The 22,926-nt window shown below is 70.3% G+C and carries 17 protein-coding genes; 8 read left to right on the top strand and 9 right to left on the bottom strand.

All coding sequences use genetic code 11. The features are described from left to right. Positions 1–56: 56 nt before the first annotated feature. The 6 genes from AB0Q96_RS25120 to AB0Q96_RS25095 form a co-directional block, all read right to left on the bottom strand. Positions 57–1,202, bottom strand: coding sequence for a PAC2 family protein (locus tag AB0Q96_RS25120; protein WP_365329109.1), 1,146 nt, complete (start codon positions 1,200–1,202; stop codon positions 57–59). Between the two features lie 143 nt (positions 1,203–1,345). Further along, positions 1,346–2,407 carry an LLM class flavin-dependent oxidoreductase gene (locus tag AB0Q96_RS25115; protein ID WP_365329108.1) on the bottom strand — a complete coding sequence of 354 codons (1,062 nt, stop codon included), beginning with the start codon at positions 2,405–2,407 and terminating at the stop codon, positions 1,346–1,348. A gap of 107 nt (positions 2,408–2,514) precedes the next feature. Beyond that, positions 2,515–4,119 (bottom strand): glycerol-3-phosphate dehydrogenase/oxidase, encoded by a 1,605-nt coding sequence (locus tag AB0Q96_RS25110; protein WP_365329106.1) that lies wholly within the window; start codon positions 4,117–4,119, stop codon positions 2,515–2,517. Positions 4,120–4,135: 16 nt separating this feature from the next. Next, positions 4,136–5,686: a glycerol kinase GlpK gene (gene glpK, locus AB0Q96_RS25105; protein ID WP_365329104.1), complete on the bottom strand. Its 1,551-nt coding sequence runs from the start codon at positions 5,684–5,686 to the stop codon at positions 4,136–4,138. Positions 5,687–5,721: 35 nt separating this feature from the next. Next, on the bottom strand, positions 5,722–6,507 hold the full coding sequence (locus AB0Q96_RS25100) for an MIP/aquaporin family protein (protein WP_329419215.1): 786 nt from the start codon (positions 6,505–6,507) through the stop codon (positions 5,722–5,724). Positions 6,508–6,793: 286 nt separating this feature from the next. Further along, entirely contained in the window at positions 6,794–7,558 is a 765-nt protein-coding gene (locus tag AB0Q96_RS25095) for an IclR family transcriptional regulator (protein ID WP_365329102.1), read from the bottom strand. Positions 7,559–7,800: 242 nt separating this feature from the next. Here AB0Q96_RS25095 and metH point away from each other — a divergent pair, with 242 nt between their 5' ends. The 4 genes from metH to AB0Q96_RS25075 all read left to right on the top strand — a co-directional run bounded on the left by metH (position 7,801) and on the right by AB0Q96_RS25075 (position 15,876). Then, positions 7,801–11,319 carry a methionine synthase gene (gene metH, locus AB0Q96_RS25090; RefSeq protein WP_365329100.1) on the top strand — a complete coding sequence of 1,173 codons (3,519 nt, stop codon included), beginning with the start codon at positions 7,801–7,803 and terminating at the stop codon, positions 11,317–11,319. Positions 11,320–11,451: 132 nt separating this feature from the next. After that, a complete protein-coding gene (locus AB0Q96_RS25085; protein WP_365329098.1) occupies positions 11,452–12,159 on the top strand; it encodes an HAD family phosphatase in 708 nt (235 codons plus the stop codon). 474 nt (positions 12,160–12,633) lie between these two features. After that, a complete protein-coding gene (locus AB0Q96_RS25080; RefSeq protein WP_365329096.1) occupies positions 12,634–14,223 on the top strand; it encodes an ABC transporter substrate-binding protein in 1,590 nt (529 codons plus the stop codon). 69 nt (positions 14,224–14,292) lie between these two features. After that, complete coding sequence (locus AB0Q96_RS25075; RefSeq protein ID WP_365329094.1) at positions 14,293–15,876, top strand: ABC transporter substrate-binding protein; 1,584 nt, start codon at positions 14,293–14,295, stop codon at positions 15,874–15,876. 72 nt (positions 15,877–15,948) lie between these two features. Here AB0Q96_RS25075 and AB0Q96_RS25070 read toward each other — a convergent pair whose 3' ends face one another. Both AB0Q96_RS25070 and AB0Q96_RS25065 read right to left on the bottom strand, forming a co-directional pair. Continuing rightward, the gene (locus AB0Q96_RS25070; RefSeq protein ID WP_132914643.1) at positions 15,949–16,620 is read right to left on the bottom strand and encodes a response regulator transcription factor; all 672 of its coding nucleotides are present in this window, start codon (positions 16,618–16,620) and stop codon (positions 15,949–15,951) included. A gap of 11 nt (positions 16,621–16,631) precedes the next feature. Continuing rightward, positions 16,632–17,561: a PD-(D/E)XK nuclease family protein gene (locus AB0Q96_RS25065; RefSeq protein ID WP_365329092.1), complete on the bottom strand. Its 930-nt coding sequence runs from the start codon at positions 17,559–17,561 to the stop codon at positions 16,632–16,634. Between the two features lie 183 nt (positions 17,562–17,744). Between AB0Q96_RS25065 and AB0Q96_RS25060 the strand changes: the two genes are divergently transcribed. From AB0Q96_RS25060 to AB0Q96_RS25050, 3 genes are all read left to right on the top strand, one after another. Continuing rightward, positions 17,745–18,878 carry a site-2 protease family protein gene (locus tag AB0Q96_RS25060; RefSeq protein WP_365329387.1) on the top strand — a complete coding sequence of 378 codons (1,134 nt, stop codon included), beginning with the start codon at positions 17,745–17,747 and terminating at the stop codon, positions 18,876–18,878. An 18-nt stretch (positions 18,879–18,896) separates the two neighbouring features. Next, complete coding sequence (locus AB0Q96_RS25055) at positions 18,897–19,784, top strand: tRNA (adenine-N1)-methyltransferase (RefSeq protein WP_365329090.1); 888 nt, start codon at positions 18,897–18,899, stop codon at positions 19,782–19,784. Between the two features lie 201 nt (positions 19,785–19,985). Then, the gene (locus AB0Q96_RS25050) at positions 19,986–20,546 is read left to right on the top strand and encodes a hypothetical protein (protein WP_365329088.1); all 561 of its coding nucleotides are present in this window, start codon (positions 19,986–19,988) and stop codon (positions 20,544–20,546) included. A gap of 32 nt (positions 20,547–20,578) precedes the next feature. Here AB0Q96_RS25050 and AB0Q96_RS25045 read toward each other — a convergent pair whose 3' ends face one another. Continuing rightward, positions 20,579–20,890, bottom strand: a complete 312-nt coding sequence (locus tag AB0Q96_RS25045) for a ferredoxin (RefSeq protein ID WP_329419198.1) — start codon at positions 20,888–20,890, stop codon at positions 20,579–20,581. 253 nt (positions 20,891–21,143) lie between these two features. Between AB0Q96_RS25045 and arc the strand changes: the two genes are divergently transcribed. Next, a complete protein-coding gene (arc, locus tag AB0Q96_RS25040) occupies positions 21,144–22,910 on the top strand; it encodes a proteasome ATPase (protein WP_365329086.1) in 1,767 nt (588 codons plus the stop codon). Positions 22,911–22,926 lie beyond the last annotated feature (16 nt).

Below are 22,926 nucleotides of genomic sequence, written 5' to 3'. Positions count from 1 at the left end.
CCCGAAGACGCCTGTGGGAGGGGCGGCGGCGCCACCCCTCCCACAGTGCGGAACGGTCAGTTCTCGGGAGACTCGGGGGTCCCGGGGGTCCCGGGGGTCCCAGAGGTCCCGGGCTCGTCGGGGCCCTCGGAGCCGCTGTCGCTGTCGCTGTCGCCGTCGCTGTCGACGGCCGGCGGCTCCGGCTCGGTGCCTGGCTCCGGCTCGGTGCTCGGCTCGGGCTCCGTGCCCGGCCCCGACTCCGTGCCCGGCACGGCCTCCGGGCCCGGCTGCTGGGGCTTCGGCGGGCGGGTCCGGTCGGTGGAGCCGTCGCGCAGGTACGGGGTGTCGCCGCCCTCCGTCGCGACCGGGCCCGGGCCGGAGCCCGGCTCCCGGCGCCGCAGATAGCGCTCGAACTCGCGGGCGATGGCCTCGCCGGAGGCCTCCGGCAGCTCGGCCGTGTCCCGCGCCTCCTCCAGGGTCTGGACGTACTCGGCGACCTCGCTGTCCTCGGCCGCCAGCTGGTCCACGCCCACCTGCCAGGCCCGCGCGTCCTCGGGCAGCTCGCCCAGCGGGATGCGCAGGCCGATCAGGTCCTCCAGGCGGTTCAGGAGGGCGAGCGTCGCCTTCGGGTTCGGCGGCTGCGACACGTAGTGCGGCACCGCCGCCCACAGGCTCACCGCCGGAACGCCGGCGTGCGTGCACGCCTCCTGGAGGATGCCGACGATGCCCGTCGGGCCCTCGTACCGGGTCTCCTCCAGGTCCATCGTCCGCGCCAGATCGGGGTCGGAGGTCACTCCGCTGACCGGCACCGGACGGGTGTGCGGGGTGTCACCGAGCAGCGCGCCCAGGATGACCACCATCTCCACGCCCAGCTCGTGGGCGAAACCCAGGAGCTCGTTGCAGAACGAACGCCAGCGCATCGACGGCTCGATCCCGCGCACCAGGACCAGGTCCCGGGGCTTGTCGCCGCCGATCCGCACCACGGAGAGCCGGGTCGTGGGCCAGGTGATCTTCCGGACGCCGCCGTCCAGCCACACCGTGGGCCGGTTGACCTGGAAGTCGTAGTAGTCCTCGGCGTCGAGCGCCGCGAACACCTCGCCCTTCCACTCCCGGTCCAGATGCGCGACCGCCGCGGAGGCGGCGTCACCGGCGTCGTTCCACCCCTCGAACGCGGCCACCATGACCGGGTCGATCAGCTCGGGAACGCCCTCGAGCTCGATCACCCAGCGCCTCCTTCGTCGAAGTTCCTGTCGTACGGACCAACCTTACGGCTTTCCGGCGGCCCGCCCGCAGCCCTCGGACCCGCCCGAAAGCCGTCCCGGCCTTGATCGACTACCCAGGAACTCCCGTCGGCACGCGTGCCGGCTCACTCCTCCCAGAGCGTGCTCGGGGCCTCCCTCCGCAGCACCGGCGCGATCTCCTCCGCGAACCGCTCCAGGGTCTCGATCTGCTCGCCCGTGGACTGCCCGAACGCGTCGACCGTGATCGACTGGAGGTCGTGGCGGTACACCTCGTGGTAGCCGAGGAGCTTGTCGATGATCTGCTGCGGCGAGCCGATCAGCTGCGGACCGCCCGCGATGGCGTCCTCGATGGTGCGGAAGGGCGTGTTGTAGCCCGTCTTCCCCTCCAGGTGCGGCCGGAAGTTCTGCCGCGTGCGTGCCTCGTAGAGCTCCTTGTAGCGGGTGACGGCCTGCTCGTGGCTGTCGGCGATGAGCAGCCCGCCGGAGCCCGCCGCCACCCGCGCGTCCTTCGGGTCGTGGCCGTACTCCTCGAACCTCTCGCGGTAGTGGGCGATCAGCTTCGCGTACGCCTCGCGCGGCTGGATGGCGTTGGCGGTGAACAGCGGGTCGCCGTGCTTCGCCGCGAGCTCGGGGGAGTTGAGACTGGTCGCCGAGCCGTGCCAGATCCGGGGCGGGCCGGCGTACGGCCGGGGGATGGTGGTCACGTTCTTCAGCGGGGGGCGGAACTCGCCCTCCCAGTCCACGCCCTCCTCCGTCCACAGCCGGCGCAGCAGCTCGTACTTCTCCCGCTGGAGGTCCCACTGCCGTTCCTCGTCGAGGCCGAAGAGGTCGAAGTGGCCGGCCTCCGCGCCCTTGCCGACGACGAGCTCGATCCGGCCGCGGGAGAGCAGGTCGAGCGTGGCGTAGTCCTCGGCGACCCGGACCGGGTCGAGGATCGCGACGACGGTGACGCCGGTCAGGAGCCGGATCCGGGAGGTGCGGGCGGCCAGCGCGCCGAGCACCACGGAGGGACTGGAGGACAGGAAGGGGCCGGCGTGCCGTTCGCCGATCGAGTACGCGTCGAAGCCGAGCCGCTCGGCGGCCTCGCCGACCGTCAGGACCTGCTCCAACCGGGAGGCGGCGGGGTCGAGTTCACCGGTGAGGGGGTGCGGGGCATGCCCGATGAGAGAGAGCACCTGAAACTTCATGGTTCAACTCTGCGCGCCCAGTGTTGCGGTGGTATGGCGGCGGTGTGGCGGGCGCCGGGGCACGCGTAAGGGGCGGTCTCCCGGGAGACCGCCCCTTACCCGTACCGCTACTTGCGCAGCATGTCCTCGACCTTGCCGCGGATCTCGTCCGTGGCCAGACCGCGGATGGTCAGCGTGGTGCGGCGGCGCAGCACGTCGTCGGCGGTCTCCGCCCACTCGTGGTCGCGGGCGTAGGCGACCTGGGCCCAGATCTCCGGCGCGTCCGGGTGGATCCGCTCGGCGAGCTCGGGGTTCTCGTTCGCCATGCGGGCGATGTCGAAGGAGAGCGAGCCGTAGTGCGTCGCCAGGTGCTTGGCGGTGTCGGCGGACATGCGCGGGCCGGGTGCCGGTCCGTCCACGAGCAGCCGGTGGGCGACCGCGTTCGGGTTGGCTATGCCGGGCAGCGGGAGCCGCTTCGGCAGCGTCGACACCGGCTCGTAGGAGTCGCCGAGCGGGTGGCCCGGCAGGGCCTCCAGCTTCTTCATGATGGTGCGGCCGATGTGGCGGAAGGTGGTCCACTTGCCGCCGGCCACCGACAGCATGCCGCCGCGGCCCTCGGTGACGACCGTCTCGCGCTTGGCCTTGGAGGTGTCGCCGGGGCCGCCCGGCAGCACCCGCAGACCGGCGAAGGCGTAGGTGATGAGCGAGCGGTCGAGCTGCTGGTCGCGGATGGAGAAGGCGGCCTCGTCCAGGATCTGGGCGGTGTCCTTCTCGTTGACCGCGACCTCGCCCGGGTCGCCCTCGTACTCCTCGTCGGTGGTGCCGAGCAGGAGCATGTCCTCCCAGGGGAGGGCGAAGGTGATCCGGTACTTGTCGATCGGGGTGGCGAGCGCGGCCTTCCACGGGGAGGTGCGCTTGAGGACGAGGTGCGCGCCCTTGGAGAGGCGGATGGAGGGCGCCGCGTTGGGGTCCTCCATCTTGCGCAGGTGGTCCACCCACGGGCCGGTGGCATTGAGCACCAGGCGGGCGCTGACGCCGAACTCCTCGCCGTCGAGCCGGTCCCGCAGCTCGGCGCCGGTGACCCGGCCCCGGGTGAAGCGCAGTCCGGTGACCTCGGCGTGGTTGAGGACGACCGCGCCGGACTCGACCGCCGCGCGGACCGTCATCAGGGCCATGCGGGAGTCGTTCATCTGGTCGTCGCCGTAGACGGCGACGGCCTTGAGGTTGTCCGTGCGCAGCTCCGGCACGTCCTGGGCGGCCTTGGCGGGGCTCAGCAGGTGTCCGACGCCGTCGCCGAAGGCGGACAGGGCGCTGTAGGCGAAGACGCCGGCGCCCAGCTTGGCGGCGCCGTGCGGGCCGCCCTTGTAGACGGGCAGGTAGAAGGTGAGCGGGTTGGCCAGGTGGGGAGCCACCTGACGGGAGACCGCCCGCCGCTCGAAGTGGTTCTCCGCGACCAGCTTCACCGCGCCGGTCTGCAGGTAGCGCAGACCGCCGTGGAGCAGCTTGGAGGAGGCGGAGGAGGTGGCGCCGGCGAAGTCGCCGGCGTCCACCAGGGCCACCCGCAGCCCGGACTGCGCGGCGTGCCAGGCGGTGGAGATGCCCAGGATGCCGCCGCCGATCACCAGGAGGTCGTACGTCGCCTTGGACAGCTGCTCTCTGGTCTCGGCGCGGGTCGGAAGGGAACCGGCGGCCGGGTGCATCCCCAGGGAGGGGAGGCTCTGCAGGGTGGTCATCGCGAATTACTCCTCGTCAGTTCTCTTCTGCTTCGAGCCAGCCCATGGAGCGCTCGACGGCCTTGAGCCAGTTCTTGTACTCGCTGTCGCGCTTGTCGGCGTCCATACGAGGGGTCCACTCGGCGGCCCGGCGCCAGTTGGCGCGCAGGGCGTCGGTGTCCGGCCAGAAGCCGACGGCCAGGCCGGCGGCGTAGGCGGCGCCGAGGCAGGTGGTCTCGGCGACCATCGGGCGCACGACGGGGGCGTCCAGGAAGTCGGAGAGGGTCTGCATCAGCAGGTTGTTGGAGGTCATGCCGCCGTCGACCTTGAGCGCGGCCAGCTCGACGCCGGAGTCCTTGGTCATGGCGTCGGTGATCTCGCGGGTCTGCCAGGCGGTGGCCTCCAGGACGGCCCGGGCGATGTGCGCCTTGGTGACGTACCGGGTGAGACCGGCGATCACACCGCGGGCGTCGGAGCGCCAGTACGGGGCGAAGAGACCGGAGAAGGCGGGCACGAAGTAGGCGCCGCCGTTGTCCTCGACGGAGGAGGCCAGCGTCTCGATCTCGGCGGCGGACTTGATGAGGCCCATCTGGTCGCGCATCCACTGCACCAGGGAGCCGGTGACGGCGATCGAGCCCTCCAGGGCGTAGACCGGCTTCGCGTCGCCGATCTGGTAGCCGACCGTGGTCAGCAGGCCGCTGTAGGAGTTGATGATCTTGTCGCCGGTGTTCATCAGCATGAACGTGCCGGTGCCGTACGTGGACTTGGCCTCGCCCTCGGCGAAACAGGTCTGGCCGAACAGGGCGGCCTGCTGGTCGCCGAGCGCGGAGGCGACCGGGACGCCGTCGAGGACGCCGCCCTTGACCGCGCCGTACACCTCGGCGGACGAGCGGATCTCGGGGAGGACGGCGGCCGGGATGTCGATGGAGGCGAGGATGCGCTCGTCCCAGGCCATCTCGTGCAGGTTCATCAGGAGGGTGCGCGAGGCGTTGGTGACGTCGGTGACGTGCACGCCGCCCTCGACGCCGCCGGTCAGGTTCCAGATGACCCAGGAGTCCATGGTGCCGAAGAGGATCTCGCCGCGCTCGGCGCGCTCGCGCAGGCCCTCGACGTTGTCGAGCAGCCAGCGGACCTTGGGGCCGGAGAAGTACGAGGCGAGGGGCAGACCGGTCTCGCGGCGGAAGCGGTCCTGGCCGACGTTGCGGCCGAGCTCCTTGCACAGGGCGTCGGTGCGGGTGTCCTGCCACACGAGCGCGTTGTGCACGGGCTCACCGGTGGCCTTGTCCCACATCAGCGTGGTCTCGCGCTGGTTGGTGATGCCGATCGCCTTGACGTCGGCGGAGGTGATGCCCGCCTTGGCGATGGCGCCGGCGACGACCTCCTGGACGTTGGCCCAGATCTCGGTGGCGTCGTGCTCGACCCAGCCCGGCTTCGGGAAGATCTGCTCGTGCTCCTTCTGGTCGACGGAGACGATCCGGCCGTCCTTGTCGAAGACGATGCAGCGCGAGGACGTGGTGCCCTGGTCGATCGCGGCGATGAACGGGCCGTGCCCGTGCGAGGAGGTGCCGGGGGTGTGGGCGTCGGTCACGGTGTACTCCAAGGGAGGTCTGGAAGAAGGACGGCTCAGGCGAACGCGATGTTGTAGATACCCGCGGCGATGGCTCCACCGATCAGCGGACCGGCGACGGGGATCCAGGCGTAGCTCCAGTCGGAGCCGCCCTTGTTCGGCAGCGGGAGCAGGGCGTGCACGATGCGCGGGCCGAGGTCACGGGCCGGGTTGATCGCGTAGCCGGTCGGGCCGCCGAGCGAGAGGCCGATGGAGACGACGACGAAGGCGGTGATCAGGGCGCCGATGACGCCGAGGCCCTTGCCGCTGTCGTTGAGGCCCTGGGTGAGCACGGCGAGGACCAGCACGACGGTGCCGATGATCTCGGTGGCCAGGTTCTGCCAGGTGTTACGGATCTCGGGGCCGGTGGAGAAGATGCCGAGCACCGGGCCGGCGTCCGGGGCGGCCTTCTGGTCGACCATCCCCTCCTCGTGCGGCGTGGAGATGAGCTCCGGGTCCGTGAGGTGGGCCCGGAACTGGCCGTAGTAGGCCACCCAGACGAGTGCCGCGCCGATCATCGCGCCCAGCAGCTGGCCGGCGATGTAGACCGGCACGTTGCTCCAGTCCCCGTCCTTGATCGCGATACCGACCGTCACGGCGGGGTTCAGATGCGCCCCGGAGAGGGAAGCGGTCATGTACACGGCCGTCATGACGGCGAAGCCCCACCCGAAGGTGATCGCGAGCCAGCCCGCGCCGCGGGCCTTGGAGCTCTTGAGCGTGACGGCGGCGCAGACACCGCCGCCGAGCAGAATGAGAACGGCGGTACCGATGGTCTCGCCGATGAAGATGTCGGAGCTGGACACCCGCGACTCCTTTGTCCTTCGTCCAGGGGAAGGCGGACCCCGGGTCCCTCCGGAGGTCCGCGCCCTCGTGATGAGGGCGGTTGCCGGCCCTTGGCACTGTCACACCTTAGCGCGTATTGCCGGTAGCTGTTCGACAATGCCGACCGATGAACGGAAGTTTTGCGCCACGGTTAACAGCGCGTCAAGGGTTCCGGGCGCGAAAAACCCGCCGATAACGCGATCGTTACCGACGGGTTCAGGTGTGTTCAGGCGTGTTCGGCCCTGTTCGTGCGGCTGGGGCCGCGACTCAGAAGCGGCCCGCCCCGAGGTCCCGGGAGACCGCCCGCGCGCAGTCCCGCACCGCCGCGACCAGTTCGGAGCGCAGCTCGCCCTCGGCGCACACCCGCTCCACGGCGCCCGTGATGGCCACCGCGCCCACCGGCATCCGGCGCCGGTCGTGGATCGGCGCGGCCACCGAGGCCACGCCCTCCCAGGTCTCCTCCACGTCCGCCGCCCAGCCGCGCGCCCGGGTCAGGTCGAGCAGCGACTCGAAGTCCTCCAGGCCGGTGACCGTACGGGGCGTGAACGGCTCCCGGGTCACCTCCACCGCCTCGCTGTGCGCCACCGGGTCGTAGGCCGACAGCACCTTGCCCAGGGCCGTGGAGTGCAGCGGCTGCATGGCGCCCACCTCCAGGACCTGACGGCTGTCGTCGGGCCGGAAGACGTGGTGGACGATCAGGACGCCCTTCTGGTGCAGCACCCCCAGGTGGACGCTCTCGCCGCTGGAGCGGGCCAGGTCGTCCGTCCACACCAGGGCCCGCGCGCGCAGCTCGTGCACGTCCAGATAGCTGTTGCCGAGCCGCAGCAGCTCGGCGCCCAGCTGGTAGCGGCCCGAGGCCGGGTCCTGCTCCACGAAGCCCTCGGCCTGGAGGGTACGCAGGATGCCGTGCGCCGTCCCCTTGGCCAGCCCGAGGGAGGAGGCGATGTCGGACAGGCCGAGCCGGCGCTCGCCGCCCGCGAGCAGTCGCAGCATCGCCGCCGCCCGTTCAAGCGACTGGATGTTCTTCGCCATCGCCCGGCCCTTCTCCTCACATGCTGTTCGACAATGCTGAACACTATCGGTCGATGCCGACCTCGTGTCACATGAACAGTGTCGTGCACGGACGGGTCGGACCGGGAGTCCCCGAACAAAGGATGCAGTCCACCTTGTGAAACCGGATGTCCACCCCGGCGTCCGCACGGCTAGTCTGGGCCCGTGCGCTCTCCACCGGGAGTGCAAAGCCGACAGCCGTCGCATCTGAGGGAGCTTCATCCATGGCCTCGTCGCCGACCCCTTCCGCCGCAGCAGCGACCGCCGCCCAGCGGGCCGACGCCCTCCGCGAGGCATTCGCCTCCCGGGTCGTCGTCTCCGACGGCGCGATGGGCACCATGCTCCAGGCCCAGGACCCCTCCCTCGAAGACTTCCAGCAGCTCGAGGGCTGTAACGAGATCCTGAACGTCTCCCGCCCGGACATCGTCCGTTCGGTCCACGACGCCTATCTCGAGGTCGGCACCGACTGCGTCGGCACCAACACCTTCAACTGCAACTTCTCCGCGCTCGGCGAGTACGACATCGCCCACCGCATCCACGAGCTCTCCGAGGCCGGTGCCCGGATCGCCCGCGAGGCGGCCGACGCGTACACCGCGAGCACCGGACAGCAGCGCTGGGTGCTCGGCTCCATGGGCCCCGGCACCAAGCTGCCCACCCTGGGCCACGTCGACTACCCGACCCTCCGCGACGCCTACCAGCAGAACGCCGAGGGCCTCCTCGCGGGCGGCGCCGACGCCCTGCTCGTCGAGACCACCCAGGACCTCCTGCAGACCAAGGCCGCGATCATCGCCGCCCACCGCGCGATGGACGTCGCCGGCTACCGGGTCCCGCTGATCACCTCGGTCACCGTCGAGACCACCGGCACCATGCTGCTCGGCTCCGAGATCGGCGCCGCGCTCACCGCGCTGGAGCCGCTCGGCATCGACATGATCGGCATGAACTGCGCCACCGGCCCCGCCGAGATGAGCGAGCACCTGCGCTACCTCGCCCGGCACTCCGGCATCGCCCTCTCCTGCATGCCCAACGCCGGTCTGCCCATCCTGACCAAGGACGGCGCCTACTACCCGCTCTCGGCCGAGGAGCTGGCCGACGCCCACGAGACCTTCGTCGGCGAGTACGGCCTCAGCCTGGTCGGCGGCTGCTGCGGCACCACCCCCGAGCACCTGGGCCAGGTCGTCGAACGGGTCCGCGGCCTCACCCCGCCGGCCCGCCGGCCGCAGCCCGAGCCGGGCGCCGCCTCGCTGTACCAGACCGTCCCGTTCCGCCAGGACACCTCGTACATGGCGATCGGCGAGCGCACCAACGCCAACGGCTCCAAGAAGTTCCGCGAGGCCATGCTCGAAGGCCGCTGGGACGACTGCGTCGAGATGGCCCGCGACCAGATCCGCGAGGGCGCGCACATGCTCGACCTCTGCGTCGACTACGTGGGCCGGGACGGCGTCGCCGACATGGAGGAGCTGGCCGGGCGCTTCGCCACCGCCTCCACCCTGCCGATCGTCCTGGACTCCACCGAGGTCGAGGTCATCCGGGCCGGCCTGGAGAAGCTGGGCGGCCGCGCCGTCATCAACTCGGTCAACTACGAGGACGGCGACGGGCCCGAGTCCCGCTTCGCCAAGGTCACCCGGCTGGCCCAGGAGCACGGTGCCGCGCTGATCGCCCTCACCATCGACGAGGAGGGCCAGGCCCGTACCGTCGAGCACAAGGTCGCCATCGCCGAGCGCCTCATCGACGACCTCACCGGCAACTGGGGCATCCTCGAGTCCGACATCCTCATCGACACCCTGACCTTCACCATCTGCACCGGTCAGGAGGAGTCCCGCAAGGACGGCATCGCCACGATCGAGGCGATCCGCGAGCTGAAGCGGCTCCACCCGGACGTCCAGACCACGCTGGGCCTCTCCAACATCTCCTTCGGTCTCAACCCGGCCGCCCGCATCCTGCTGAACTCGGTCTTCCTCGACGAGTGCACCAAGGCCGGCCTGGACTCGGCCATCGTCCACGCGTCGAAGATCTTGCCGATCGCGCGCTTCGACGAGGAGCAGGTCACCACCGCGCTCGACCTGATCTACGACCGGCGCGCCGAGGGCTACGACCCGCTGCAGAAGCTGATGGCGCTGTTCGAGGGCGCCACCACCAAGTCCCTCAAGGCCGGCAAGGCCGAGGAGCTGCTGGCGCTGCCGCTGGAGGAGCGCCTGAAGCGGCGCATCATCGACGGCGAGAAGAACGGTCTGGAGGCCGACCTCGACGCGGCGCTCGTCGACCGCCCCGCCCTGGAGATCGTCAACGACATCCTCCTGGACGGCATGAAGACGGTCGGCGAGCTGTTCGGCTCCGGCCAGATGCAGCTGCCCTTCGTGCTCCAGTCCGCCGAGGTCATGAAGATCGCGGTGGCCTACCTGGAGCCGCACATGGAGAAGACCGACGCCGACGGGAAGGGCACCATCGTGCTCGCCACCGTCCGCGGCGACGTGCACGACATCGGCAAGAACCTCGTCGACATCATCCTCTCCAACAACGGCTACAACGTCGTCAACATCGGCATCAAGCAGCCGGTCTCCGCGATCCTGGAAGCGGCCGAGGAGCACCGCGCCGACGTGATCGGCATGTCGGGCCTCCTGGTCAAGTCCACGGTGATCATGAAGGAGAACCTGGAGGAGCTGAACCAGCGCGAGCTGGCGGCCAAGTACCCGGTGATCCTCGGCGGCGCGGCCCTCACCCGGGCGTACGTCGAGCAGGACCTGCACGAGGTCTACCAGGGCGAGGTCCGCTACGCCCGCGACGCCTTCGAGGGCCTGCGGCTGATGGACGCGCTCATCGCCGTGAAGCGCGGCGTGCCCGGCGCGACCCTGCCCGAGCTCAAGCAGCGCCGGGTCGCCAAGGGCGCCGCCACCCTTCAGGTCGACGAGCCGGAGCCGGGCGGCCGCTCGGACGTCGCCGTCGACAACCCGGTGCCGACCCCGCCGTTCTGGGGCACCCGGGTGGTCAAGGGCATCCAGCTCAAGGAGTACGCCTCCTGGCTGGACGAGGGCGCCCTCTTCAAGGGCCAGTGGGGCCTGAAGCAGAACCGGGCCGGTGACGGCCCCTCGTACGAGGAGCTGGTGGAGAGCGAGGGCCGCCCGCGGCTGCGCGGCTGGCTGGACCGCCTGCACACGGAGAACCTGCTGGAAGCGGCCGTCGTGCACGGCTACTTCCCCTGCGTCTCCAAGGGCGACGACCTGATCATCCTCGACGACGCGGGCAACGAGCGCACCCGCTTCACCTTCCCGCGCCAGCGGCGCGGCCGGCGCCTGTGCCTCGCCGACTACTTCCGCCCGGAGGAGTCCGGCGAGACCGACGTCGTCGGCCTCCAGGTGGTCACCGTCGGCTCGAAGATCGGCGAGGCCACCGCCAAGCTGTTCGCGTCCGACTCCTACCGCGACTACCTGGAGCTGCACGGCCTCTCCGTGCAGCTGGCCGAGGCGCTGGCCGAGTACTGGCACGCCCGGGTGCGCGCGGAGCTCGGCTTCGCCGGCGAGGACCCGGCGGCCGTCGAGGACATGTTCGCCCTCAAGTACCGCGGCGCGCGCTTCTCGCTGGGCTACGGCGCCTGCCCCGACCTGGAGGACCGCGCGAAGATCGCCGAGCTCCTGGAGCCGGAGCGGATCGGCGTGCACCTGTCCGAGGAGTTCCAGCTCCACCCGGAGCAGTCCACGGACGCGATCGTCATCCACCATCCCGAGGCGACGTACTTCAACGCTCGGTAACCGGTACGCGGGTAAATCCCTGCGCCGTGAGTGAGTGAGACGTACACTGGTCGGTCCAGTGCAGAGGCCGGTCGCCCTACCCCCGTACCGGGGTGGGCGGCCGGCCTTCTCGTCCCTCGATGGAGGTGTGCCGTGACCAGTACGGTCCCCGCGTCCTTGTTCCGTGCCCACGGCAGCTCCGCCCTGCAGGCGGTCTTCCTCGACATGGACGGCACCCTGGTGGACACCGAGGGCTTCTGGTGGGACGCGGAGGTGGAGGCCTTCGCGGACCTCGGGCACCGGCTCGACGTCGCCTGGAAGGAGATCGTCGTCGGCGGCCCGATGACCCGCAGCGCGGGCTATCTCATCGAGGCGACCGGCGCCGACATCACCCTGGACGAGCTCACGGTGCTGCTCAACCAGAAGTTCGAGCAGCGCATCACCCGCGGCGTGCCCCTGATGCCGGGCGCCGAGCGGCTGCTCGCCGAGCTGGTCCGGCACAACATTCCGGCCGCTCTGGTGTCGGCCTCGCACCGCAGGATCATCGACCGGGTGCTGCACTCCCTGGGGCACGACCACTTCGCGCTGACCGTCGCGGGCGACGAGGTCAGCCGGACGAAGCCGCACCCCGAGCCCTATCTGACCGCCGCCGCCGGCGTGGGCGCCGATCCGGCCCTGTGCGCCGTCATCGAGGACACGGCGACCGGTGTCGCGGCGGCCGAGGCGGCGGGCTGCCGGGTCGTCGCGGTGCCCTCGGTGGCCCCGATCGCACCCTCCGCGGGCCGCGTCGTGGTGCGTTCGCTGGAGGAGGTCGACGTGCCGTTCCTCCGGACGCTGATCGCCTCCCCGGTCGCTTCCTGAGGCCCCTCGGAGACCGGCCCGGAGGGCCGGATCTGAGCTTTATTTGAGGTTCAATGTCCGAAAAGTGCTCTGCGTGACCTTGGTCACGCAGAGTGCCGACCGACCGGCGGTTCTCGGGCAGGGCGTGTCCGGAACATGTCGATTCCCCCGCGCCCATGTGTCCCGTTTCGATCAATGACGCACGAATCATGCCGACGCATGATTATCGATGCTCTCGCATTCATGATCACTGTGCGGTGATCACTCGGCCCCTCGGCGTCCTTCGGCGGCGGCTCGGCCCACTAATCTTTCGCGAGTACTCCGCCGCACCCTCCGCGTGCCCCGGCGCTCACCCAAGTCGCCGCGCACGCAGGACCGATCGCACCGCATCCCGGCCCGATCGCCCCGCCCCGACCGGGCGGCCCGGCGGAGGCAACGATGCCGCTGTACCCAGTGCCGGCCGTCACCCGGGGCCGGATGAGGAGAACGTCCCAGATGAACCGCAAGACCCTGGTGCTGCCGCTCGTGGCCGCACTGCTCACACCCCTGCTCGCCGCCTGTGGTGGAGGGGACAAGAGCAGAGCGATCGTCGTGGGCACCACGGACCAGTTCGTCGCGACCGAGGACGCCCCCGCCCCGCTCGACCCGGCGTTCGCCTACGACACCGGCGCCTGGAACGTCCTGCGCCAGACCGTGCAGACCCTCATGCACGTCCCGCGCGGCAGCGGCCAGCCGGTCCCCGAGGCCGCCGAGAGCTGCGGCTTCTCGGACAAGCAGAGCGAGAGCTTCCGCTGCAAGCTGCGCGAGGGCCTCACCTTCGCCGACGGCACCGCGATCACCGCCGAGGACGTCAAGTTCTCCATCGAGCGCGTGCTCGCCATCAAGTCGGACAACGGCACCGCCGCGCTCCTGTCCAACATCGACACCGTCGAGACCAAGGGCGACCGCGAGGTGGTCTTTCACCTCAGGACGCCCGACGCGACCTTCCCGTACAAGCTGTCCACCCCCGTCGCCGGCATCCTCAGCAAGGACAAGTACGACGGCAGGCAGCTGCGCACCGGCTTCGACGTCGACGGCTCCGGCCCGTACACGATGAAGACCGAGCGCGACGGCGACAAGGTGACGAAGTTCGTCTTCACCAAGAACCCCGCGTACAAGGGCGACATCACCCTGCGCAACGACCGGGTCGAGCTGCGCCCCTTCGCCGACGCCTCCAGCATGGACACGGCGCTGGAGAAGGACGAGATCGACATGATGGCCCGCACCATGTCGCAGCCGCAGATCAAGGACCTGACCGAGAAGCCCAAGGACGGCATCGAGCTCACCGAGGTCCCCGGTCTGGAGATCCGCTACCTCGCCTTCAACACCAAGGCCCCCTCGGTCGAGGACAAGGCCGTACGACAGGCCATGGCCTCCGTCATCGACCGCGGCGCCCTGGTCAACGAGGTCTACGGCCCCACGGCCCAGCCGCTGTACTCGCTGATCCCCTCCAGCATCACCGGCCACTCCACCTCGTTCATCGACACCTACGGCGAGCCGGACACCGCCAAGGCCGCCAAGATCCTGCGCGACGCGGGCGTCAAGACGCCGGTCAAGGTCACCCTGCACTACACGACCGACCACTACGGCTCCGAGACGGCCAAGGAGTTCGAGGCCCTGCGCGGCCAGCTCAACGGCACCCGCCTCTTCGACACGCAGATCCAGGGCACCGAGTGGTCCAAGTTCCGCCCGGCCCAGAAGCGCGGCGACTACGCCGTCTACGGCCTCGGCTGGTTCCCGGACTACCCGGACCCGGACAACTACGTCGCCCCGTTCCTCGACAGCGACAACTTCCTCAACACCCCCTACGTCAACCGGTCCGTCCGTGACCGGCTGATCCCGCAGTCGCGCCGACAGGCCGACCGCACCGCCGCGGCCCCCGTCTTCGAGCAGATCCAGAAGATCGTCGCCAAGGACGTCCCCGTCCTGCCGCTGTGGCAGGGCAAGCAGTACGTCGCCGCGCGCGACGACGTCACCGGCGTCGAGTGGGCGCTGAACACCTCCTCCGACCTGCTCCTGTGGGAGCTCGGCCGCGGCACCGCCTGACCCCTTCGTTGTACCGGCCGCGCAGCCGTTGCGCGGCCGGCCTGGCAAGAGATCAAGAGGGCAAGTTCTGTGAAGGCACACAACAAGTGGCTGACGGCCCCGCTCGCCGCGGGTCTCGCGGCCGCGATGCTCAGCGGCTGCGGAACCGAACAGGGGAGCGGCTCCGGCGGCTCCGGTGACGCGATCCGCGTCGGCATGTCCGACGAGATCCTGGCGACCGACCCCGCCGCCGGCTACGACCCCGGCTCCTGGCTGCTGTTCAACAACGTCTTCCAGTCCCTGCTCGCCTTCCCGAAGGGCGGCTCCGAGCCCGAGCCCGAGGCCGCCGACAAGTGCGGCTTCGCGGCCGGCAGCAGGGTCTACAGCTGCACCCTCCGCGAGGGCCTCACCTTCTCCAACGGCAACCCGCTCACCTCCGAGGACGTCAAGTTCTCCTTCGAGCGCGCCCTGAAGATCGACGACCCCTCCGGCCCCGCGCCGCTGCTCTCGACCATCGACACGATCGAGACCCCCGACGCGAGGACCGTCGTCTTCAAGCTGAAGGTCCCCGACGCCACCTTCCCGAGCAAGATCGCCTCCGGCGCCGGCTCCATCGTCGACCACCGCGAGTACGCCGACGGCTCGCTGCGGACCGACGGCAGGGCGATCGGCTCCGGCCCGTACAAGCTGGACTCGATCAGCGACACCGAGGCCGTCTTCTCGGTCAACCCCGGCTACCACGGCAACGCCAAGGCCAAGAACGAGGGCGTCACCCTCAAGCTGTTCCGCGGCGACCGCGCCGCCCTGTCCAAGGCGCTCACCGACAACGAGGTCGACGTCGCCTACCGCGGCCTCGCCGCCGACGACATCGCCGCCCTCGAAGCCTCCGAGACCACGGCCGACAAGGGCATCGAGATCGTCCAGGGCAGCAGCGCAGAGGTCCAGCACCTGGTCTTCAACGTCAAGGACCCGGTCGTCGGCAAGCTGGGCGTCCGCAAGGCCATCGCCCACCTCGTCGACCGCGACGCGCTCGTCCAGAACATCTACAAGTCGACCGCCACGCCGCTCTACTCGATCGTCCCGGCGGGCATCGCGGGCCACAACACGGCCTTCTTCGACACCTACGGCAGCCCCGACCCGGCCAAGGCGAAGAAGGCCCTGCGCTCGGCCGGCATCACCACCAAGGTCAAGCTCACCCTCTGGTCCACCCCCAGCCGCTTCGGCCCGGCCACCGACCAGGAGCTCAAGGCGATAGCCGGCCAGCTCAACGAGAGCGGCCTCTTCGACGCCGACGTCAAGTCCGTCGAGTACGAGCAGTACGAGAAGGACATCGCCGCCGGCAAGTACGGCGTCTACGTCAAGGGCTGGGTCCCCGACTATCCCGACGCCGACAACTTCACCGCGCCGTTCTTCGGCGAGGGCAACGTCCTCGGCAACCACTACGAGAACGCCACCATCACCGGCGGCCTCATCCCGAAGACGGCCGCCGCCGCGGACCGCTCCGCCACCAGCCAGGACTTCGGCAAGCTGCAGGACATCGTCGCCGACCAGCTGCCGCTGCTCCCGCTCTGGCAGGGCAAGCAGTACGCCGTCGCCCGCGACAACGTCACCGGCCTGGAGTGGACCCTGGACGCGTCCACCGTCTTCCGCTTCTGGGAGATCAAGAAGAGCTGACGCCCCCACCCGTACGACGAGGGGCCCGGCACGCGCGACGCGTGCCGGGCCCCTCGCCGTGCTCCCGGGAGGCTACTGCGCCCCCGGACGCACCAGACCGCTCTCGTACGCGTACACCGCCGCCTGCACCCGGTCCCGCAGGCCCAGCTTGGTCAGCACGTGGCCCACATGGGTCTTGACGGTCGTCTCGCTGACGAACAGGTCCGCGGCGATCTCCGCGTTCGACAGACCGCGCGCCACCAGCTTCAGGACCTCGACCTCACGGTCGGTCAGCGTGTTCAGCGTGTCCGGGACCTGCTCCTCGCCCGAGGGCAGATGCGCCGAGTACTTGTCGAGGAGCCGGCGCGTGATCGACGGGGCCAGCATCGCCTCGCCCGCCGCGACCACCCGGATCGCCTGCACGAGCTCCGTCGCCGGGGCGTCCTTCAGGAGGAAGCCGCTGGCCCCCGCCCGCAGCGCCTCCACCACGTACTCGTCGAGGTCGAAGGTGGTCAGCACCAGCACCTTCGCCGGACCGTCCCGGCCCGGGCCGGTGATCTGCCGGGTCGCCTCCACGCCGTCCATCCGGGGCATCCGGATGTCCATCAGCACCACGTCGGGCTGGAGCGCCCGCACCTGGTCCAGCGCCTGGAGACCGTCACCGGCCTCGCCCACCACCGCGATGTCCTGCTCGGCCTCCAGGATCATCCGGAAACCGGTGCGCAGCAGGGGCTGGTCGTCGACCAGTAGGACGCGGATGGCCACGGGACACTCCTTCACGGGGCGGGCTGGACCGCACCCATTCTGCCCTGACCGTCCTCCTCGCTCCGACCGCCCTCGTCAGGTGCCCGCGACTCCGCCGGGCGCGCGGGCACCACCGGCAGCGGATACACCGGGGGAGTCCCCCCGAACTCCGGGCACACCGCCTGGTGGTCGCACCAGCCGCACAGCTTGGTCGGCCGGGGCCGCCAGTCGCCCGACTCCGTCGCCAGCCGGATCGCCTCCCACAGGGCGAGCAGCTTGCGCTCCACCCGCAGCAGGTCCGCCTCCACCGGGTCGTAGGTCAGCACGTCCCCGCTGCCCAGGTAGACCAGCTGGAGCCGGCGCGGCACCACGTGCTTCAGACGCCAGATCACCAGCGCGTAGAACTTCATCTGGAACAGCGCGCCCTCGCTGTACTCGGGGCGCGGCGCCTTGCCGGTCTTGTAGTCGACGATCCGGACCTCGCCCGTCGGCGCCACGTCGACCCGGTCGATCACCCCGCGCAGCCGCAGCCCCGACTCCAGCTCCGTCTCCACGAACATCTCGCGCTCGGCCGGCTCCAGACGCGTCGGGTCCTCCAGCGTGAACCACCGCTCGACCAGCGCCTCCGCCTCCGTCAGCCACCCCGCGAGACGCTCGCCGTCCGGGTCCTCCGCGAACAGCTCGCCCAGCTCCGGCCGCGCGTCGAGCAGCCGGTCCCACTGGCCCGGGACCAGCGCCTTCGCCCGCGGCGCGGTCCGCTCCACCGCCGGCGCGTCGAAGAGCCGCTCCAGCACCGCGTGCACCAGGGTCCCGCGGGTCGCCGCCGGGCTCGGCTTCTCCGGGAGCCGGTCGATCACCCGGAACCGGTACAGCAGGGGACACTGCATGAAGTCGCTCGCCCGCGACGGCGACAACGACGTGGGCGTCCGGGGCCCCGCCGGCGGCTGCTCGCTCGTACTCATGACTCAGACCCTACGACCCGCCACTGACAGCGAGCGGAATACCATCGACTCAGGACCCCGTCGCACTGCATGATCGAACCGTGACCGAGTGACGCGGGGCATGCAGCTCGGCGACGAAAGGAACCCGTGAACCAGGACGAGTCCAAGCCGCAGCGGACCGAGGAGCCGGGCGGCGGCATCCTCATGGGCCGGCCCTTCGGCGTGCCGGTCTACGTCGCGCCCAGCTGGTTCCTGGTCGCCGCCCTCATCACCTGGGTCTTCGGCGACCAGATCGAACGCGTCCTGCCCGAGCTCGGCGCCGCGCGCTACCTGGTCTCGCTGTTCTTCGCGATCGCCTTCTACGCGTCCGTCCTCGTGCACGAACTGGCCCACACCCTCGCCGCGCTCCGCTTCAAGCTGCCGGTGCGGCGCATCCAGCTCCAGTTCTTCGGCGGCGTCTCCGAGATCGAGAAGGAGACCGAGACCCCCGGCCGCGAGTTCCTGCTCGCCTTCGTCGGCCCGCTGCTCTCCCTCGTCCTCGCCGGGATCTTCTACCTGAGCCTGTACGCGGTCGAGCCCGGCACAGTCCCCGGCGTCCTCCTCGGCGGCCTGATGATCTCCAACCTGATCGTCGCCGTCTTCAACCTGCTGCCCGGCCTGCCCCTCGACGGCGGCCGGATGCTCCGCGCCGTCGTGTGGAAGATCACCGGCAACGCCATGACCGGCACCGTCGCCGCCGCCTGGATCGGCCGCGCCCTCGCCGTCACCGTCCTCATCGGCCTGCCGCTGCTCACCCGCACCGGCGCGCTCGGCAACTCCACCGAAGAGATCTCCGGCTTCACCACCGTCACCGACGCGCTGCTCGCCGCCATCCTCGCCGCGATCATCTGGACCGGCGCCGGCAACAGCCTGCGCATGGCCCGGCTCCGCGAACACCTCCCCGAACTGCGCGCCCGCACCCTCACCCGGCGCGCCGTCCCCGTCGAGTCCGCCACCCCGCTCTCCGAGGCCCTGCGCCGCGCCAACGAGGCCGGCGCCCGCGCCCTGGTCGTCGTCGACGGGCACGGCGGCCCGACCGGCATCGTCCGCGAGACCGCCATCGCGAGCGTCCCCCAGCACCGCCGCCCCTGGGTCGCGGTCAGCGCCCTCGCCCAGGACCTCGCCGAGGGCATGAAGGTCCCCGCCGAGCTCGCCGGCCAGCCCCTCCTGGACCACCTGCGGGCCAGTCCCGCCACCGAGTACCTGGTGGTCGAGGAGAGCGGCGAGATCTACGGCGTGCTCTCCACGGCCGACGTGGAGCGGGCCTTCGTCAAGGCCATGGCACGACCCTCCTCGTAATCCCGGTACTCTGTTCGCATGTCCGAACCGACCGGTGCCGCCCGCCGTCGCGGCCCCTTCAAGGTCGGGGACCAGGTCCAGCTCACCGACCCCAAGGGACGCCACTACACCTTCACGCTCGAGGCCGGGAAGAACTTCCACACCCACAAGGGTGCCTTCCCCCACGACGAGCTGATCGGTGCTCCCGAGGGCAGTGTTGTCCGTACCACGGGAAACGTCGCCTACCTCGCGCTGCGCCCCCTGCTCCCCGACTACGTCCTGTCCATGCCCCGCGGCGCCGCCGTGGTCTACCCCAAGGACGCGGGGCAGATCCTGGCCTTCGCCGACATCTTCCCCGGCGCGCGTGTCGTCGAGGCCGGTGTGGGCTCCGGCTCGCTCAGCTCCTTCCTGCTGCGCGCCATCGGGGACAGCGGAATGCTGCACTCCTACGAGCGCCGCGAGGACTTCGCCGAGATCGCCAAGGGCAACGTCGAGCGTTACTTCGGCGGTCCGCACCCCGCGTGGCAGCTGACCGTCGGCGACCTCCAGGACAACCTGTCCGACACCGAGGTCGACCGCGTCATCCTCGACATGCTCGCTCCCTGGGAGTGTCTGGAGGCCGTCTCCAAGGCGCTCGTCCCCGGCGGCATCCTCTGCTGCTACGTGGCCACCACCACGCAGCTCGCGCGCACCGTGGAGTCCATCCGCGAGTTCGGCTGCTACGCCGAGCCGCAGCCCTGGGAGTCCATGATCCGCAACTGGCACGTCGAGGGTCTGGCCGTGCGCCCCGATCACCGCATGATCGGCCACACCGGCTTCCTCGTCACCGCCCGCCGCCTGGCGGACGGCGTCGAGCCCCCGATGCGCCGTCGCCGGCCCTCCAAGGGCGCCTACGGCGAGGACTACGACGGTCCCAACAAGGGCTGACGCCCCCACAACGCAGGCGTGCCGCCGCCGATTTCCCGCCCCAGGGCGCGGAAGTCGGCGGCGGCACCTTCATGTTCGGCTCCCGCGCGCGGCGGCGGTCAAGGCCCGGGCCGCGGCCGACCCCGCCTGTTCCGCACGCCTGTGACGTGTGGCACGATGCCCGCAACTCCTTCCGCACCACCCTCACAGGAGACTTCTCGCGTGCAGACCTCCGCGGTCCCGGACCTCGCGCACACCCAGGCCCGTCCGGTGCACTGGCTGGCCACGGCCACCGCGATGGCCGGAGTCGTCGCCCTCGCGGGCCTGCTCCAGCCCGGCGCCGCCGGAGCCACCGCCGCCCCCGCGCCGAGACCCGCCCCGGACGCCGCGACGGCCTCGTACCCGCTGCGGTGCGGGGGAGGGCCCAGCAAGATCGTCCAGCGGGTCACCGGTGACCTGGACGGGGACGGGAACCCCGAGACCGTCGCAGTCGTACATTGCGAAGCCGGCTCCGGTACGCCGCCCAGCGGCGTCTACGTGCTCACCCACGGCAAGGGCGCCGGCGCTCCCGCCGCGCGGGTCGTGGCCACCCTCGTGGAGCCCTCGGAGCTGAAGAGCGTCAGCGGTCTCGCCGTACGGGACGGAGCCGTGCGCGCCACCCTGCTCGGCTACTCGTCGCCCGACGTCCCCAGCTGCTGCCCGGACCTGACCGAGCGGGTGACCTGGCGCTGGAAGGGCGGGGCCTTCGTCCGCGCCGCCCAGGGCGAGCCGCGCGCGGCCTGACCTCCGAGGCCCCGCGGGGCCTCAGGGAGCCGTCACTCGGCGTCGGGGCCGTACACCTCGACGCCGTCCGCGACCCGGCGCACGTGGATGCAGTCACCCGGGCACTCCTTCGCGGAGTCGACCACGTCGGTCAGCAGCGTCAGCGGCACGGGGGTCGTCGCGCCCGGGGCCTGGAGCAGTTCGTCGTCCGCGCTCTTCACATAAGCGAGCCCGTCGATGTCCAGCTCGAAGACCTCGGGAGCGTACTGCGCGCAGATCCCGTCCCCGGTGCACAGGTCCTGGTCGATCCAGACCTCCAGCGCCTCGTCGGCGGCCGTGGCCGGGGCCTCGTGCTGCACGGTCATATCTCCTGCCGTTTCTGCGTCGCGCGGGCGAGCCGCAAGTAAGTCCGGTCAAGCCTGACGGGTGTTGACCACCCACGACGATACAACCGACCGCTTTTGCATTGTCCGGCGGTGGGTATTCCCCTGGCGTGAGGGGAAGCGCAAGGGTGAAGATCGGACACACCCCGGAGTCTTTTTGATCTAGGGGTTTCAATCATCACCCACCCAGGTAGGGTCAGGAAGCGTCCAGCTCCCCTTGGAGGAGGTGAGGACCGTGGCAGCCCACGACGACGACATCAACCGCGGCATCCGGCCGGGGCGGGGGTCTGAGGACCCCGCCGGCCAGGTTGCCTATCTCGAGCAGGAAATCGCCGTCCTGCGCCGCAAGCTCGCCGACTCTCCGCGACACACGAGGATTCTCGAGGAGCGGATCGTCGAGCTGCAGACGAACCTGGCCGGCGTGTCCGCGCAGAACGAGCGGCTCGCCAGTACGCTCCGTGAGGCCCGCGACCAGATCGTGGCCCTCAAGGAGGAGGTCGACCGGCTCGCCCAGCCGCCGGCCGGCTTCGGTGTCTTCCTGCAGGCCAACGAGGACGGCACGTGCGACATCTTCACCGGGGGCCGCAAGCTCCGGGTGAACGTCAGCCCCAGCGTCGAGCTCGAAGAGCTCAGGCGGGGCCAGGAAGTCATGCTCAACGAGGCGCTCAACGTGGTCGAGGCCATGGAATTCGAGCGTGCCGGGGACATCGTCACCCTCAAGGAGATCCTCGAGGACGGCGAGCGGGCCCTGGTCATCGGGCACACCGACGAGGAGCGGGTGGTCCGGCTCGCCGAGCCGCTCCTCGACATCACCATCCGCCCCGGCGACGCCCTGCTCCTGGAACCCAGGTCGGGCTACGTCTACGAGGTGGTCCCCAAGAGCGAGGTCGAAGAACTCGTCCTCGAAGAGGTGCCGGACGTCGACTACGACAAGATCGGCGGCCTGGGCAACCAGATCGAGCTGATCCGCGACGCCGTCGAGCTCCCGTACCTCTACCCGGACCTCTTCAAGGAACACGAACTGCGGCCCCCGAAGGGCATCCTGCTCTACGGCCCGCCCGGCTGCGGCAAGACGCTCATCGCCAAGGCCGTCGCCAACTCCCTTGCCAAGAAGGTCGCCGAGGTCACCGGCCAGCCCGCGGGGAAGTCCTACTTCCTCAACATCAAGGGCCCCGAGCTCCTCAACAAGTACGTCGGCGAGACCGAGCGGCACATCCGCCTCGTCTTCCAGCGTGCCCGGGAGAAGGCGAGCGAGGGCACCCCCGTCATCGTCTTCTTCGACGAGATGGAATCCCTCTTCCGCACCCGCGGATCCGGTGTCAGCTCGGACGTGGAGAACACCATCGTCCCCCAGCTGCTCGCCGAGATCGACGGCGTGGAGGGCCTGGAGAACGTCATCGTCATCGGCGCCTCCAACCGCGAGGACATGATCGACCCCGCCATCCTGCGGCCCGGCCGGCTCGACGTGAAGATCAAGATCGAGCGTCCGGACGCGGAAGCGGCCAAGGACATCTTCGCCAAGTACCTGACCGCCACCCTCCCGCTGCACGCCGACGACCTCTCCGAGCACAGTGGCTCGAAGGCGGCGGCCGCCCACGCGATGATCCAGTCCGTGGTCGAGCAGATGTACGCGGAAAGCGAGGAGAACCGCTTCCTCGAGGTCACGTACGCGAATGGCGACAAGGAAGTCCTGTACTTCAAGGACTTCAACTCCGGAGCGATGATCCAGAACATCGTCGACCGGGCCAAGAAGATGGCCATCAAGGCATTCCTCGACCACGACCAGAAGGGCATTCGCGTCTCCCACCTCCTCCAGGCATGCGTGGACGAGTTCAAGGAGAACGAGGACCTGCCCAACACCACCAACCCCGACGACTGGGCCCGGATCTCCGGAAAGAAGGGCGAGCGGATCGTCTTCATCCGCACCCTCGTCACCGGAAAGCAGGGCGCGGACACCGGTCGATCCATCGACACGGTGGCGAACACCGGTCAGTACCTGTAGGAACGCGCACCGGCTG

This window comes from Streptomyces sp. NPDC093111 (assembly GCF_040683955.1).
Lineage (GTDB): Bacteria > Actinomycetota > Actinomycetes > Streptomycetales > Streptomycetaceae > Streptomyces.
Note: the sequence above shows the minus strand (reverse complement) of the source record. Positions and strands in the feature narration are given on the sequence as shown.

Excerpts from the sequence above, each read along its gene's own strand:
- AB0Q96_RS25115 (WP_365329108.1), bottom strand. The coding sequence starts at position 2,407 with ATGAAGTTTCAGGTGCTCTCTCTCATCGGGCATGCCCCGCACCCCCTC.
- AB0Q96_RS25110 (WP_365329106.1), bottom strand. The coding sequence starts at position 4,119 with ATGACCACCCTGCAGAGCCTCCCCTCCCTGGGGATGCACCCGGCCGCC.
- AB0Q96_RS25095 (WP_365329102.1), bottom strand. The coding sequence starts at position 7,558 with ATGGCGAAGAACATCCAGTCGCTTGAACGGGCGGCGGCGATGCTGCGA.
- metH (WP_365329100.1), top strand. The coding sequence starts at position 7,801 with ATGGCCTCGTCGCCGACCCCTTCCGCCGCAGCAGCGACCGCCGCCCAG.
- AB0Q96_RS25080 (WP_365329096.1), top strand. The coding sequence starts at position 12,634 with ATGAACCGCAAGACCCTGGTGCTGCCGCTCGTGGCCGCACTGCTCACA.
- AB0Q96_RS25065 (WP_365329092.1), bottom strand. The coding sequence starts at position 17,561 with ATGAGTACGAGCGAGCAGCCGCCGGCGGGGCCCCGGACGCCCACGTCG.
- AB0Q96_RS25060 (WP_365329387.1), top strand. The coding sequence starts at position 17,745 with ATGGGCCGGCCCTTCGGCGTGCCGGTCTACGTCGCGCCCAGCTGGTTC.
- AB0Q96_RS25055 (WP_365329090.1), top strand. The coding sequence starts at position 18,897 with ATGTCCGAACCGACCGGTGCCGCCCGCCGTCGCGGCCCCTTCAAGGTC.
- AB0Q96_RS25045 (WP_329419198.1), bottom strand. The coding sequence starts at position 20,890 with ATGACCGTGCAGCACGAGGCCCCGGCCACGGCCGCCGACGAGGCGCTG.